Below are 13,722 nucleotides of genomic sequence, written 5' to 3'. Positions count from 1 at the left end.
CGTCTTTGCTTTATCAGATGGAGAGCGCTATGGCTTGGAATGAGCCGGGTGGCAACTCGAATAATCAGGATCCTTGGGGTGGTAAGCGCCGCAATAATGGCGACCGCAAGGGGCCACCGGATCTCGACGAGGCCTTCCGAAAGCTGCAGGAAAGCCTGAATGGGTTGTTCGGTGGTGGGAAAAAAAGTGGTGGTGACGACGGCGGTCGCACAAGCAAGGGTGGCGGCTATGGCCTGCTGGGCCTGGGTCTTGTCGTGCTGGCGGCCGTGTGGCTGTACAGCGCCGTGTATGTCGTGGACGAGCAGGAGCAAGCCGTGGTGCTGCGCTTCGGCAAGTACTACGAGACGGTCGGGCCTGGCCTGAACATCTACTTCCCGCCGATCGACAAGAAGTACATGGAGAACGTCACGCGTGAGCGTGCCTACACCAAGCAGGGCCAGATGCTGACCGAAGACGAGAACATCGTCGAAGTGCCGCTGACCGTGCAGTACAAGATCAGCAACCTGCAGGACTTCGTGCTGAATGTTGATCAGCCGGAAATCAGCCTGCAACACGCTACCGAAAGCGCCTTGCGCCACGTTGTCGGTTCTACCGCGATGGACCAGGTGCTGACCGAAGGTCGTGAATTGATGGCCAGCGAGATCAAGGAGCGCCTGCAACGGTTCCTCGATACCTATCGCACCGGTATCACTGTCACCCAGGTGAACGTACAGAGCGCAGCGGCACCGCGTGAAGTGCAGGAAGCCTTTGACGACGTGATCCGCGCCCGTGAAGACGAGCAGCGTTCGCGCAACCAGGCCGAAACCTATGCCAACGGCGTCGTGCCGGAAGCCCGTGGTCAGGCCCAGCGCATCCTCGAGGATGCCAACGGTTACCGCGACGAAGTGGTCTCTCGCGCCAAGGGTGAGGCTGATCGCTTTACCAAGCTGGTTGCCGAGTACCGCAAGGCTCCGGAAGTCACCCGTGAGCGTCTGTACCTGGACACCATGCAGGAAGTCTTCAGCAACACCAGCAAGGTTCTCGTGACTGGCAGCAAAGGTGGGCAGAACAACCTGCTGTACCTGCCGCTGGACAAGATGATCGAAGGTGGTCGTAGCAGCACCAGCGCGCCGTCGACCAGTTCGAATGCCGCTGCCAATGAAGCGAGTGCCCGTGCGGCCGCTGACTTGCTGCAACAGCAAACACGTACCAGGGAGAGTCGTTGATGAGCAATAAATCGCTGACAGCCCTGATTGTGGGTGTCGTCGTGGTCATCGCTGCCTGGAACTGCTTCTACATCGTGTCTCAGACCGAGCGTGCGGTGTTGCTGCAATTCGGTCGCGTGGTCCAGGCGGATGTCCAGCCGGGTCTGCATGTGAAGGTCCCCTACGTCAACCAGGTGCGCAAGTTCGACGCCCGCCTGATGACCCTGGACGCACCGACACAGCGCTTCCTGACCCTGGAAAAGAAAGCCGTGATGGTTGACGCCTACGCCAAGTGGCGCGTCAAGGATGCCGAGCGCTTCTACACCGCGACCTCCGGCCTCAAGCAGATTGCTGACGAGCGCTTGTCGCGCCGTCTGGAATCGGGTCTGCGTGACCAGTTTGGTAAGCGCACCCTGCACGAGGTGGTATCCGGTGAGCGTGACGCGCTGATGGCTGACATCACACGTTCGCTGAACACGATGGCGGAAAAAGAACTGGGCATCGAAGTGGTCGATGTTCGGGTCAAGGCCATCGATCTGCCGAAGGAAGTGAACCGCAGCGTGTTCGAGCGTATGAGCACCGAGCGTGAGCGTGAAGCCCGTGAGCACCGTGCCAAGGGTAACGAGTTGGCTGAAGGTATCCGTGCGGATGCCGATCGTCAGCGCCGTGTACTGCTGGCCGAAGCCTATCGCGAGTCTGAAGAGGCCCGTGGTGATGGCGATGCTCAGGCTGCGGCGATCTACGCCAAGGCCTACGGCCAGGACCAGGAGTTCTACGCGTTCTACCGTAGCCTGCGTGCCTACCGTGAAAGCTTCGCGAACAAAACCGACGTCATGGTGCTGGACCCAAGTAGCGATTTCTTCCGCTACCTGGAAAAAGCCAAATAAAAGCCTGTGACTTTAAGGCGCACTCCGTCGGGCGGCTAAAACGCCTGGCGGGGTGATCCTTTCAGAAAACGGGTGTATGATGCGGCAGCCGGGAAATTCCCGGCTTTTTTGCGTCTGCATGTTTGATTCGGCAGGCGTGACAGGTTTTTCGAGGAAAGTGCCCGACGAGGCCGCTAGCAGGCCGTTCGTCACGTCGCTCTTGCGCGTGGTTTATGCAGGCGGCGGGTATTTTCTGCTTCACTCAAGGCTCGGCCGAGGGCTGGCCGCCTGGATCAAAGGGGATTGGCGTAATGGCAACGGTAGACCGCTGGCTGCTGCCAGATGGCATCGAAGAAGTACTGCCACCAGAAGCTGCGCGCATTGAAGTAGCGCGTCGCCAGGTGTTGGATCTGTTCCAGAGCTGGGGTTACGAGTTTGTCGTCACCCCCCATATCGAGTACCTGGAATCCCTGCTGACCGGCGCGGGCCAGGATCTGGATTTGCGCACCTTCAAGGTCATCGACCCACAGTCGGGCCGGCAAATGGGCTTCCGTGCGGACATCACGCCACAAGTGGCGCGTATCGATGCGCACACCCTGCGTCGCGAAGGTCCGAGCCGTCTGTGCTACGCCGGTAGTGTGTTGCATGCGCAGCCACGTGCCTTGTCGTCCTCCCGTAGCCCGATCCAGCTGGGCGCCGAGTTGTATGGCGATGCGAGCCCGAGCAGCGACGTTGAAGTGATCAGCTTGATGCTGGCCATGTTGCAGTTGGCTGACGTACCTGATGTCCACATGGACCTGGGACACGTCGGTATCTACCGTGGCCTGGCTCGCGCGGCCGGTTTGTCCGGTGAAGTGGAACAACAACTGTTCGATGCCCTGCAACGCAAGGCCATCGACGAAGTAATCGCCCTCACCGAGGGTGTGCCTGCGGATCTCGCTGGCATGCTGCGTGCGCTGGTGAACCTGTGCGGCGGTCGTGAAGTGTTGGACGCTGCGCGTGAGCGCTTGGCCAATGCGCCGGCGACAGTCTTGGCTGCATTGGACGACGTCCTGGCGATTGCTGAGCAATTGTCGGCACGTTTCCCGCAGTTGCCGCTGTATTTTGACCTGGGCGAATTGCGTGGCTACCACTACCACACGGGTGTGGTGTTCGCCGTGTTTGTACCGGGTGTTGGTCAGGCCATCGCCCAAGGCGGTCGTTATGACGATATCGGCGCTGACTTCGGTCGCGCGCGTCCGGCGACTGGCTTTTCCACCGATTTGAAAACCCTGGTGACCCTGGGGCGTGCTGAGGTCGAGCTGCCGTCTGGTGGCATCTGGATGCCCGACAGTACGGACGCAGCACTCTGGCAGCAGGTTTGCCAGTTGCGCAGTGAGGGTCAGCGTGTCGTCCAGGCCTTGCCTGGGCAGCCATTGGCCGCCGCCCGTGAAGCGGACTGCGACCGGCAATTGATTCTGCAGAACGGGCTTTGGCAAGTATCGCCACTGGCTTCTTGAGTTTTCCTGCCGGCCATCGCCGGCACCAAGTTTGCGCGAATGAGGACAAGTGTTATGGGTAAGAATGTCGTAGTCCTGGGCACCCAATGGGGTGATGAGGGCAAAGGCAAGATCGTTGATCTGCTGACCGAACATGCTGCCGCCGTAGTGCGCTACCAAGGTGGCCACAACGCTGGCCACACCCTGGTCATCGACGGCGAAAAAACCGTCTTGCACCTGATCCCATCGGGCGTGCTGCGCGAAGGCGTGCAGTGCCTGATCGGCAACGGCGTGGTGGTTGCACCTGACGCCCTGCTGCGTGAGATCACCAAGCTGGAAGAGAAAGGCGTGCCGGTGCGCGAGCGCCTGCGTATCAGCCCATCCTGCCCGCTGATCCTGTCCTTCCACGTTGCGCTGGACCAGGCCCGTGAAAAGGCCCGTGGCGAGCTGAAGATCGGCACCACCGGTCGCGGCATCGGCCCGGCCTACGAAGACAAGGTTGCACGTCGCGGCCTGCGTGTGGGCGACCTGCTCAACATGCCGCGCTTTGAAGACAAGCTGCGTGAGTTGGTGGATTACCACAACTTCATGCTGGTGGGTTACTACAAAGAGCCGGCCATCGAGTTCGACAAGACCCTGGCTGAGTGCAAGGAATACGCTGAACTGCTCAAGCCGTTGATGCTGGACGTGACCGCCGAGCTGCACGACCTGCGTCGCGCCGGCAAAGACATCATGTTCGAAGGCGCCCAGGGTTCGTTGCTGGACATCGACCACGGTACCTACCCGTACGTGACCAGCTCCAACACCACCGCTGGCGGCGTTGCGACCGGTTCGGGCGTTGGCCCGATGTTCCTGGACTACATCCTGGGCATCACCAAGGCTTACACCACTCGCGTAGGTTCTGGCCCGTTCCCGACTGAGCTGTTCGACGAAGTTGGCGCGCACCTGGCCAAACAAGGCCACGAGTTCGGCGCGACCACCGGCCGTGCCCGCCGTTGTGGCTGGTTCGATGCCGTTATCCTGCGTCGCGCTATCGATGTGAACAGCATCTCGGGCATCTGCCTGACCAAGCTGGACGTGCTCGACGGTCTGGAAACCATCAACATCTGCGTCGGCTACAAAGATGCAGAAGGCAAGGACGTTGCGCCGACCGACGCTGACAGCTACGTAGGCCTGCAGCCTGTGTACGAAGAAGTGCCGGGCTGGACCGAATCGACCGTGGGTGCCAAGACCCTGGAAGAACTGCCCGCTAACGCTCGTGCCTACATCAAGCGTGTCGAAGAGCTGATCGGTGCGCCGATCGACATTATTTCGACGGGCCCGGACCGCAACGAGACCATCGTTCTGCGTCATCCGTTCGCCTAATAAGCTGCTGATGTAAAAAGCAAAGGGCTCCTTCGGGAGCCCTTTGTCGTTTGTGCCTGGCAGACGGCACGACCCTTGCTATGTTTCTTTCTTTCGCGGTGCTATCAAATTAGTGGCACCCAGGGTGGAGGGATTTCCAGTGTCTGCCGTTCTCTCACTGTTACAAAGCCGTCTGTTGCGACCCGTGTTCGTTACCCTTGGTATCGCTCTTTTGGTGCAAGTGCTGGTGGCCGTCGCTCTGACGCGGAGCACCGTCACTGCGCTTGAGGCCGATTTGGGCAATCGACTGGGTATCGACAGTCAGAAGCTGTCGGGCGAGTTGGCGCAAGCCGGCCAAGAGGTCACGTCCAGCTTGGACAGCCTGTCTTCCAGTACACGCCAGCGTCTCACCACGGGTTTATCGTCGCGCCTGCAGGAAGAGCAGAAGCAACTGCGTGCGGCCCTGGAAAAAGACCTGAAGGACTCTGCCAATGACATGGCGCAACTGCTCGCCTCGGTAGCCCCTCGCGCCATGTGGGACAGCGACGTGCCGACCCTGTCGGAGTTTGCCCGGCGTGCCCAGCGTAATCCCAATGTGCTGTTCGTGGTGTACGACGATGCGGCGGGAGAGCATCTGACCCGTTATCTGAACCGGGAGAACCCGATCAACCAGGCCCTGCTGGAAAAGGGCCAAGGCGACCGCGCCTTGGACAAGGTGTTGAATGCCGCCAAGAACGACCCGTCGGTGTATTACGTGGAGGCGTCCATCAGCCCCAACGGTGTGGAAATCGGCAAGGTCATCATGGGGGTTTCCACTGCATCGGTAGAGGCTGACCTGGCTGCGCTGGATAAACGCTTTGCCGCGCTGATTGCCAGCAGCGATCAACTGGTGGGCGACAGCCTCAAGGGCGCAGCCGCCGACAGTGCGAGCGCCATGGGCGCGCGCTTGCAGTCGGCGCAAGCCACAGCAACCCAGATGACCGCCAATACTTCCAGCGCTGTGCAGGAGGCTGCTGGAACCTTGCGTTGGCGCATCGGCATGGGGCTCGCCATTGTCGGCTTCGGCGTGCTGCTGTTGATCGCCATCGTGTTGGGCCGTCGTGTGGTCAATCGCCTGAAGTTGTTGATCGCGGCGATGGACGATCTGGCGGCGGGCGAGGGCGATCTGACCAAGCGCGTGCAAATCAACAGCCAGGACGAAATAGGCGCCATGGCCTCGGCGGTCAATCGCTTTGTGGATAAGTTGCAACCGATCGTGCGTGAGGCGGGGGATGTGGCCCAGCGTACTGGTGTGGAAATTGGCGCCATGACCCTGCGTAATGCCGGTGCTGATGCGGCGGCCGGTTTGCAGCGTGACGAGGTGGCCGAGAGCTTGCGCGCGCTGTCGCAGATGGCGGATGAGGCTCAGGCCGAAAGCCATGCCATGCAGGCGGCATTGCAGCAGGTGGTGGATATTCGCCAGGCCACGGATGAGAACTCGCGCACGTCAGCTGAGGTTGGCGGTTTGATCGAGGCGCTGGCGGGGCAGGTGCAGGCCGGTTCCAGGGTGATCGAGCGGTTGGCGCAACAGAGCGAGCAGATCGAAGTTGTACTGACGGTGATCCATGGCATCGCCGAGCAAACCAACTTGCTGGCCCTGAACGCCGCCATCGAGGCGGCGCGTGCCGGTGAGACCGGTCGTGGCTTTGCGGTGGTGGCGGACGAGGTGCGGGCGCTGGCCAGCAAGACTCAAAGCTCCACCGGCGACATTCAGGCCCATATCGTGGCGTTGCAACAGGGCGCGCGTGAGGCGGTGGAGACCATCGGCAAGGCCGGGCGCCAGGCCAACGAAGGGTTGCTGGTGTTGCGCGACAGCGTGCGCTTGCAGCAGACCGTGCAGGCGTCGGTTGAGCAGGTGCATGCGGCGATTGGTCTGGCGACGCGTGCCGCCGAACACCAGGCCCAGGGTGCCCATGCGGTACGGGGCCGGGTCGAGGTGATCCATGCTCAGGCGGAGCGTGCCGCGCAGGCGGTGGTGGAGACGACCGCCAGTGGCAAGGTGCTGGATGGGTTGGCGGCGCAGTTGAAGGCCAGTCTGGGGCAGTTCCGGGCTTGAGGTTGTTCGGTCTGGCCCCGTCACAGGCAAGCCAGCTCCCACATTTGGAATGCATTCCAATGTGGGAGCTGGCTTGCCTGCGATAGCGGTCTCAGCGGCTCAGATACATCCGAGTAGTGAGCAAGTACACCGGCAACCCCGACACCAAGATCAACAACGCCGCATACGGCGCTGCCGCTGCAAACTCCACATTCGAGGTATGCGCCCACACCGCCGTCGCCAGGGTATTCAACCCAGTCGGGCTGAGCAGCAACGTCGCCGTCAGTTCCTTCATCGCATCCAGGAACACCAGCGCAAACGCCGCCCCCAGCGCCGGAAAGATAATCGGCAACGTGACCCGGCAAAAAGCGCCGAAAGACGATGCACCCAGCGTGCGCGCAGCCTCTTCCAGCTGCGGCGCAGCCTTGTTCAGTGCCGTACGGATCGGTGCCTGGGCCAGTGGCAGGAACAGCAGTGCATAGGCGATCAGTAGCAGTGCCGATGTTTGGTACAGTGCCGGCACGTAATGCAGTGCGAAGTACACCAGGGTCAGTGCGATTACCAGGCCGGGAAGAGCGTGCAGCAAGTAAGGCAGGCGCTCGGCCCATATCGCCAGTTGGCCCTTGTAACGCACTACCAACAACCCCACCGGAACGGCGAACGCCAGGCAGAGTGCTGCTCCGCCCAGGGACAGTGCCAGCGAGGACAGTAACGCTTCGCCAATCTCAGCCACTGGAAACGCCGCTGAAGAACCCACTGCCAACCAATAACCGAGCATCCCCAGGGGAATGCCGCTGCCAATGATCGCCAGCGCCAAGCAGTATGCTTGCCCCAGTGGCGTCCATTTGCCCAATCGAACCTGCTCGGCATGCCGCGCCGCACCCTGGCCGATTCGCACGTGTCGGCCCTTGCCGCGTACGCGCAGCTCCAGCCACAACAGTGTCAGGCACATCACCAGCAGTACGGCCGACAGCATTGCTGCATTGGCGTTGCTGAATTCCAGTTCGAATTGCTGGTAGATGGCGGTGGTGAAGGTTTGCAGGCCGATGATCGACAGTGCGCCGAACTCCACCAGCATATGCAGCGCGATCAGTAGCGCGCCGGCCAGCAGTGACGGCCATAACAACGGAAGGGTGATGCGGAAAAACACGCCCCAGCGATTCAGTCCCAGGGTGCGGGCTGACTCTTCCAGGGACGGATCAAGATTGCGCAGGGTCGCCGCCACCGGCAGAAAAACCAGCGGATACTTCGACAGGCTCATCACCAGGATGGCGCCGCCAAGCCCTTCGAAACTGGCGCTCAGTGACACCCAGGTGAAGCTGCTGACAAACGCTGGCACCGCAAACGGCAGGCACAGGATCACGCCCCAGATGCGCCGCCCCGGCAGGTTGCTGCGCTCCAGCAGCCACGCCAGGGACAGGCCGATCACGGCGCATGCCACCGTTACGCCGATCATCAGCGCGAGGGTATTGCGCAGCAGGCCAAAAACGTAGGGGCGCCATAGCAGGTGCACCGCTTGCGCCCAGCCGGCCTGCCAGGCTTTGGTCCCGACATACACCAGCGGCAGCAGGCTCAAGCCGACCAGAAGCAGGACGGGCAATAGCAGCCAGATCGAAGGGCGCTTGCATCGCGGGCTGAAACGCCCGCGCAGGGCCGGTAGCGATGGGCTCATCAGTTCAAGCCAACGTCACGTTCCAGGTCCAGGGCTTCTTCGGCGTTGCCTAGGTCGGCGGGTGTGACTTTAGGTGGTTGCAGCTCGCTGAACGGCTTGAGGCCACGGCTGGATTCCATGCCTTTGCGCAGCGGATATTCGGCCGAAGTGTCGGTGATGACGCGCTGGCCTTCTTCGCTGGCCATGAATGCCAGCAGTTGCTGGGCTTCCTTGGGATGCTTGCTGGATTTCAGTGCGGCAGCGGAAGACACGGTGATCAGGCCGCCGACATCGCCGTCGGTGAAGTAGTGCAGTTGGGAGTCCAGGTTGGTTTTTTCTTTTTTCAGGGCGAACCAGTAATAGTTGTTCACCAGCACAGTGGCCACTTCGCCGTTCTCCACGGCTTTGAGGGCGACCATGTTGTTGCTGTATACCTTGCCGAAGGCGCGCAGGCCGGTCAGCCATTCCTCAGCGGCTTCGCGACCGTGCAGCTTGATGATCGCTACGGCTTGTTCCTGGAATGCGCCGCTGGTGGGTACGAAACCGACTTTGCCTTGCCACTCGGGGCCGGCGAAATCCAGCACCGATTTGGGCAGGTCTTTTTCAGCGATCAGCTTCGGGTTGAAGGCCACGACACGGGTGCGTGCGGTCACGCCCATCCAATCGCCATTTGCGCCCACGTAGTCCTTGGGCAGTACGTCGAGGGTGCCGGCGTCGATCTTGGCCAGCAAACCTTGCTCGCCGAGTTTGTTCAGGGGTGGCGACTCTTCGGTGTAGATCACGTCGGCGGGGGAGCGTTCACCCTCTTCGACGACCTGGCTGGCCAGTTGGTTGCTGCTGCCTTTGCGTACGTTGACGTGAATGCCGGTCTTGGCTTCGAAGGCTTTGGCGAGTTGATCGCCCACTTCTTTGTGTTGGCCGTTGTAAAGGGTCAGGGACACCTTGTCGGCGGAATGGGCAGTGGGGGAGAGTAGGGTCAGGCCGAGCAGAGTGAGGGTCAGGCCACGCAGAAGGGATGTCTTGAGACGGGTATCGCGGAACATCATCCGGAAGTTTCCTCGCTTGAATGCAACAAATCATTGCAAGGATAAACGATAAAACTTCTCAAATGCGTGAGAGGGGCTGAATCGAGGGAAAAGTTTTCGGATGCCAGAAACGAAAAAACCCGCTTTCGCGGGTTTGATCTGAATTTGGTGCCCAGGAGAAGACTCGAACTTCCACGACCTTGCGATCACCAGCACCTGAAGCTGGCGTGTCTACCAATTTCACCACCTGGGCATTATCAGCAACGCTTGCGCTGTTGATGGAGCGAACTATACGGACGGCTTTTTGATCTGTAAACCCCTGATTCAAAAAAAATAAATCGAGTTTTACGTTAAAAATCAAAGGCCTGAAACGAAAAAACCCGCTTTCGCGGGTTTGATCTGAATTTGGTGCCCAGGAGAAGACTCGAACTTCCACGACCTTGCGATCACCAGCACCTGAAGCTGGCGTGTCTACCAATTTCACCACCTGGGCATTATCGAACAACGTTGCCGTCGTCGATGGCGCGCACTATACGGAGGGCATGTTGAGCTGTAAACCCCCGCCATGAAAAATTCCTGGAAAATTTCGCCAATGGTCGCGCAAGGTGCTCGTCGGGGGCTACAAAGGCTTTTTAAAGGCTAGTTGACGTCTGAAATTTCCCGTTTCAATACGCGTATGCCAAACTAACCCGCATATAGACAAGGTGAAAACTCTCTAATGGCCGATTGGCAGTCCCTCGATCCCGAGGCCGCTCGTGAAGCGGAAAAATATGAAAACCCTATTCCTAGCCGCGAACTGATCCTGGCGCACCTCGCCGATCGGGGTTCGCCTGCTAGCCGCGAGCAGCTGGTTGAAGAATTCGGTCTGACCACCGAAGACCAACTCGAAGCGCTGCGCCGCCGCCTGCGCGCCATGGAGCGCGACGCACAACTGATCTACACCCGCCGTGGCACTTATGCGCCCGTGGACAAGCTCGACCTGATCCTGGGCCGCATCGCCGGTCACCGTGACGGCTTCGGCTTCCTGATCCCGGATGACGGCAGCGACGACCTGTTCATGAGCCCGGCGCAAATGCGCCTGGTGTTCGATGGCGACCGTGCCCTGGCACGGGTTTCCGGCCTGGACCGTCGCGGTCGCCGTGAAGGTGTGATCGTCGAAGTGGTGTCCCGTGGTCATGAAACCATCGTGGGGCGTTACTTCGAAGAAGGCGGTATCGGCTTTGTGGTGCCGGATAACCCCAAGGTGCAGCAAGAAGTGCTGATCACTCCGGGCCGTAACGCCAACGCCAAGATCGGTCAGTTCGTCGAGGTGAAAATCACCCACTGGCCGACGCCGCGCTTCCAGCCGCAAGGTGACGTCATCGAAGTGGTCGGCAACTACATGGCGCCGGGCATGGAAATCGATGTCGCGCTGCGGACCTACGATATTCCTCACGTCTGGCCTGAAGCCGTCGTGAAAGAAGCGCGCAAGCTCAAGCCCGAAGTCGAAGAGAAGGACAAAGAGAAGCGCATCGACCTGCGCCATCTGCCGTTTGTCACCATCGATGGCGAAGATGCCCGCGACTTCGACGACGCGGTGTACTGCGAAGCCAAGCCCGGCAAGCTGCGCCTGTTCTCCGGTGGCTGGAAGTTGTACGTGGCGATTGCCGACGTCTCCAGCTACGTGAAGATCGGTTCGGCGCTGGATGCCGAGGCTCAGGTGCGTGGCAACTCCGTGTACTTCCCTGAGCGCGTGATTCCGATGCTGCCCGAGGAATTGTCCAACGGCCTGTGTTCCCTGAACCCGAAAGTCGACCGTTTGGCCATGGTGTGCGAGATGACCATCTCGAAAACCGGCGAAATGACCGACTACCAGTTCTACGAAGCGGTGATCCACTCCCAGGCGCGCCTGACCTACAACAAGGTCAGCACCATCCTGGAAACACCGAAGGCCAGCGAAGCCAAGGCCCTGCGTACCGAATACGCTGGCGTGGTGCCGCACCTCAAGCAGCTGTATGCGCTGTACAAGGTGTTGCTGGGCGCGCGTCATACCCGTGGTGCGATCGATTTTGAAACCCAGGAAACCCGGATTGTCTTTGGTTCCGAGCGCAAGATCGCCGCGATCACCCCGACCACGCGTAACGATGCGCATAAGCTGATCGAGGAGTGCATGCTGGCGGCCAACGTGGCCACCGCTGAATTCCTGAAAAAGCACGAAATTCCTGCGCTGTATCGTGTGCACGACGGCCCGCCGCCGGAGCGTCTGGAAAAACTGCGTGCTTTCCTGGGTGAGCTTGGCCTGTCCCTGCACAAAGGCAAGGACGGCCCGACGCCGAAGGATTACCAGGCTCTGCTGGCCAGCATCAAGGATCGTCCGGATTACCACGTGATCCAGACCGTCATGCTGCGTTCGTTGAGTCAGGCGGTGTACAGCGCGGATAACCAGGGCCACTTCGGTCTGAATTACGAGGCGTATACTCACTTCACCTCGCCGATCCGTCGTTACCCGGACCTGCTCACGCACCGCGCAATCCGCAGCGTGATCCACTCCAAGCAGAACACCCCGCACGTCAAGCGCGCCGGTGCCATGACCATTCCGAAGGCACGGATCTATCCGTACGACGAAGCGGCCCTGGAACAATTGGGCGAGCAGTGCTCCATGAGCGAGCGCCGTGCCGACGAAGCGACCCGCGACGTGGTGAACTGGCTCAAGTGCGAGTTCATGAAGGATCGCGTGGGCGAGTCGTTCCCAGGCGTGATCACTGCCGTGACCGGTTTTGGCCTGTTCGTCGAACTGACCGATATCTACGTCGAAGGCTTGGTGCACGTTACTGCCTTGCCGGGTGACTACTACCACTTCGATCCTGTGCATCACCGACTGGCGGGCGAGCGCACCGGTCGCAGTTTCCGTTTGGGCGATACGGTGGAAGTGCAGGTTATGCGCGTCGACCTCGACGAGCGCAAGATCGACTTCGGCATGTCCGACAAGCCCGCTGAATCACCGGGCAACCGTAAGAAACGTGGTGGCGAATCCGCTGCGCCAGCCAGCAAAGGCAAAGGCGCTCCTGCGAAAGCGGCTGCCGAGCCTGCACCGTCCAAGCCGGCCGGTCGTCGTTCTTCCGCCAAGGAAAAAGCCCCAGAGGCCTACCGACCAAGCGACGCTGCGGCTAAAAATGCCGAAGTGCGCAAAAGTCGCGAGTTGAAGCAGCAGTTGCTCAACGAAGCCAAAAGCGGTGGTAAAGCGGCGTCTGGGGGAAAGTCCCAGGGCGCAGAAAAGAAACCGAGCAAACACCGTAAAGGCCCGCCAAAAGCGGGTTCGGCTCCCGCGAGAAGCGGCGGGTCGCGCAAACCTAAGGCCAAGTCATGAGTCTGGAAAAAATCTACGGCGTGCACGCCGTAGAAGCATTGCTGCGTCATCACCCTAAGCGCGTCAAGCAGGTGTGGTTGGCAGAAGGTCGCAGCGAGCCGCGTGTACAAGCGCTGGTCGAGTTGGCCACACAGAATAAAGTCGCCATCGGTCAGGCCGAGCGTCGTGAGATGGACGTTTGGGTAGAAGGCGTTCACCAGGGCGTGGTCGCGGACGTAAGTCCGAGCCAGGTCTGGGGCGAGGCGATGCTCGACGAGCTGCTCGATCGCACCGAAGGTTCGCCGCTGTTGCTGGTGCTGGACGGCGTGACCGACCCGCACAACCTCGGCGCTTGCCTGCGCTCGGCGGATGCTGCCGGTGCGCTGGCGGTGATCGTGCCTAAAGACAAGTCGGCAACCTTGACGCCGGTCGTGCGTAAAGTGGCCTGCGGCGCCGCGGAAGTGATTCCATTGGTGGCTGTGACCAACCTGGCGCGCACCCTGGAGAAGCTCCAGCAGCGTGGCCTGTGGGTCGTGGGCACGGCGGGCGAGGCCGAGGTCAGTATTTATGACCAGGACCTTACTGGCCCGACCATCCTGATCATGGGCGCTGAAGGCAAAGGCATGCGTCGCCTGACTCGTGAGCATTGTGACTACCTGGTGCATTTGCCGATGGCCGGTAGTGTCAGCAGTCTCAACGTATCGGTTGCGACCGGTGTGTGCCTGTTTGAAGCCCAGCGCCAGCGTGGCGCGAAGGCTAAAGCCAAGAAGTAAGG

Annotated in this window: 8 protein-coding genes, 2 tRNA genes and 2 pseudogenes; 8 read left to right on the top strand and 4 right to left on the bottom strand. The window is 60.6% G+C overall.

The annotated features are described in order from the left end of the window. Window positions 1-29 precede the first annotated feature (29 nt). The 6 genes and pseudogenes from hflK to AC07V4_RS03575 form a co-directional block, all read left to right on the top strand. On the top strand, window positions 30-1,205 hold the full coding sequence (gene hflK, locus AC07V4_RS03600; protein WP_492637298.1) for an FtsH protease activity modulator HflK: 1,176 nt from the start codon (window positions 30-32) through the stop codon (window positions 1,203-1,205). Next, window positions 1,205-2,071, top strand: a complete 867-nt coding sequence (gene hflC, locus AC07V4_RS03595) for a protease modulator HflC (RefSeq protein WP_431753173.1) — start codon at window positions 1,205-1,207, stop codon at window positions 2,069-2,071. Before hflK ends, hflC begins: the two co-directional genes overlap by 1 nt. A 290-nt stretch (window positions 2,072-2,361) precedes the next feature. Beyond that, the gene (locus AC07V4_RS03590) at window positions 2,362-3,549 is read left to right on the top strand and encodes an ATP phosphoribosyltransferase regulatory subunit (RefSeq protein ID WP_492637297.1); all 1,188 of its coding nucleotides are present in this window, start codon (window positions 2,362-2,364) and stop codon (window positions 3,547-3,549) included. A gap of 54 nt (window positions 3,550-3,603) precedes the next feature. Then, the gene (locus AC07V4_RS03585) at window positions 3,604-4,893 is read left to right on the top strand and encodes an adenylosuccinate synthase (RefSeq protein WP_071482783.1); all 1,290 of its coding nucleotides are present in this window, start codon (window positions 3,604-3,606) and stop codon (window positions 4,891-4,893) included. Between the two features lie 475 nt (window positions 4,894-5,368). Beyond that, a pseudogene (locus AC07V4_RS03580) lies at window positions 5,369-6,061 on the top strand (methyl-accepting chemotaxis protein); the annotation flags it as partial. Window positions 6,062-6,472: 411 nt separating this feature from the next. Next, a pseudogene (locus AC07V4_RS03575) lies at window positions 6,473-6,967 on the top strand (methyl-accepting chemotaxis protein); the annotation flags it as partial. Between the two features lie 91 nt (window positions 6,968-7,058). Here the strand turns inward: AC07V4_RS03575 and AC07V4_RS03570 are convergent. The 4 genes from AC07V4_RS03570 to AC07V4_RS03555 form a co-directional block, all read right to left on the bottom strand. Next, complete coding sequence (locus AC07V4_RS03570) at window positions 7,059-8,618, bottom strand: ABC transporter permease (protein WP_492637296.1); 1,560 nt, start codon at window positions 8,616-8,618, stop codon at window positions 7,059-7,061. Then, on the bottom strand, window positions 8,618-9,643 hold the full coding sequence (locus AC07V4_RS03565) for an extracellular solute-binding protein (RefSeq protein WP_492637295.1): 1,026 nt from the start codon (window positions 9,641-9,643) through the stop codon (window positions 8,618-8,620). The genes AC07V4_RS03570 and AC07V4_RS03565 overlap by 1 nt, the downstream gene beginning before the upstream one ends. Before the next feature lie 145 nt (window positions 9,644-9,788). Further along, a tRNA-Leu gene (locus AC07V4_RS03560) sits at window positions 9,789-9,875 on the bottom strand. 153 nt (window positions 9,876-10,028) lie between these two features. Beyond that, window positions 10,029-10,115 (bottom strand) — tRNA-Leu (locus AC07V4_RS03555). Window positions 10,116-10,340: 225 nt separating this feature from the next. On the opposite strand from AC07V4_RS03555, the gene rnr reads away from it, so the two are divergent. Together rnr and rlmB are read left to right on the top strand one after the other, a co-directional pair. Beyond that, window positions 10,341-12,968, top strand: a complete 2,628-nt coding sequence (rnr, locus tag AC07V4_RS03550; protein ID WP_492637294.1) for a ribonuclease R — start codon at window positions 10,341-10,343, stop codon at window positions 12,966-12,968. Continuing rightward, the gene (gene rlmB / locus AC07V4_RS03545) at window positions 12,965-13,720 is read left to right on the top strand and encodes a 23S rRNA (guanosine(2251)-2'-O)-methyltransferase RlmB (RefSeq protein ID WP_431750357.1); all 756 of its coding nucleotides are present in this window, start codon (window positions 12,965-12,967) and stop codon (window positions 13,718-13,720) included. Before rnr ends, rlmB begins: the two co-directional genes overlap by 4 nt. Window positions 13,721-13,722: the final 2 nt, after the last annotated feature.

Source organism: Pseudomonas sp. GW821-FHT03A09 (assembly GCF_059421065.1).
The sequence above is the reverse complement of the archived record's forward strand: the minus strand, read 5'-3'. Positions and strand labels throughout refer to the sequence as shown.

Coding starts and splice junctions, on each gene's coding strand:
- hflK (WP_492637298.1), top strand. CDS start 30: ATGGCTTGGAATGAGCCGGGTGGCAACTCGAATAATCAGGATCCTTGG.
- hflC (WP_431753173.1), top strand. CDS start 1,205: ATGAGCAATAAATCGCTGACAGCCCTGATTGTGGGTGTCGTCGTGGTC.
- AC07V4_RS03590 (WP_492637297.1), top strand. CDS start 2,362: ATGGCAACGGTAGACCGCTGGCTGCTGCCAGATGGCATCGAAGAAGTA.
- AC07V4_RS03585 (WP_071482783.1), top strand. CDS start 3,604: ATGGGTAAGAATGTCGTAGTCCTGGGCACCCAATGGGGTGATGAGGGC.
- AC07V4_RS03570 (WP_492637296.1), bottom strand. CDS start 8,618: ATGAGCCCATCGCTACCGGCCCTGCGCGGGCGTTTCAGCCCGCGATGC.
- AC07V4_RS03565 (WP_492637295.1), bottom strand. CDS start 9,643: ATGATGTTCCGCGATACCCGTCTCAAGACATCCCTTCTGCGTGGCCTG.
- rnr (WP_492637294.1), top strand. CDS start 10,341: ATGGCCGATTGGCAGTCCCTCGATCCCGAGGCCGCTCGTGAAGCGGAA.
- rlmB (WP_431750357.1), top strand. CDS start 12,965: ATGAGTCTGGAAAAAATCTACGGCGTGCACGCCGTAGAAGCATTGCTG.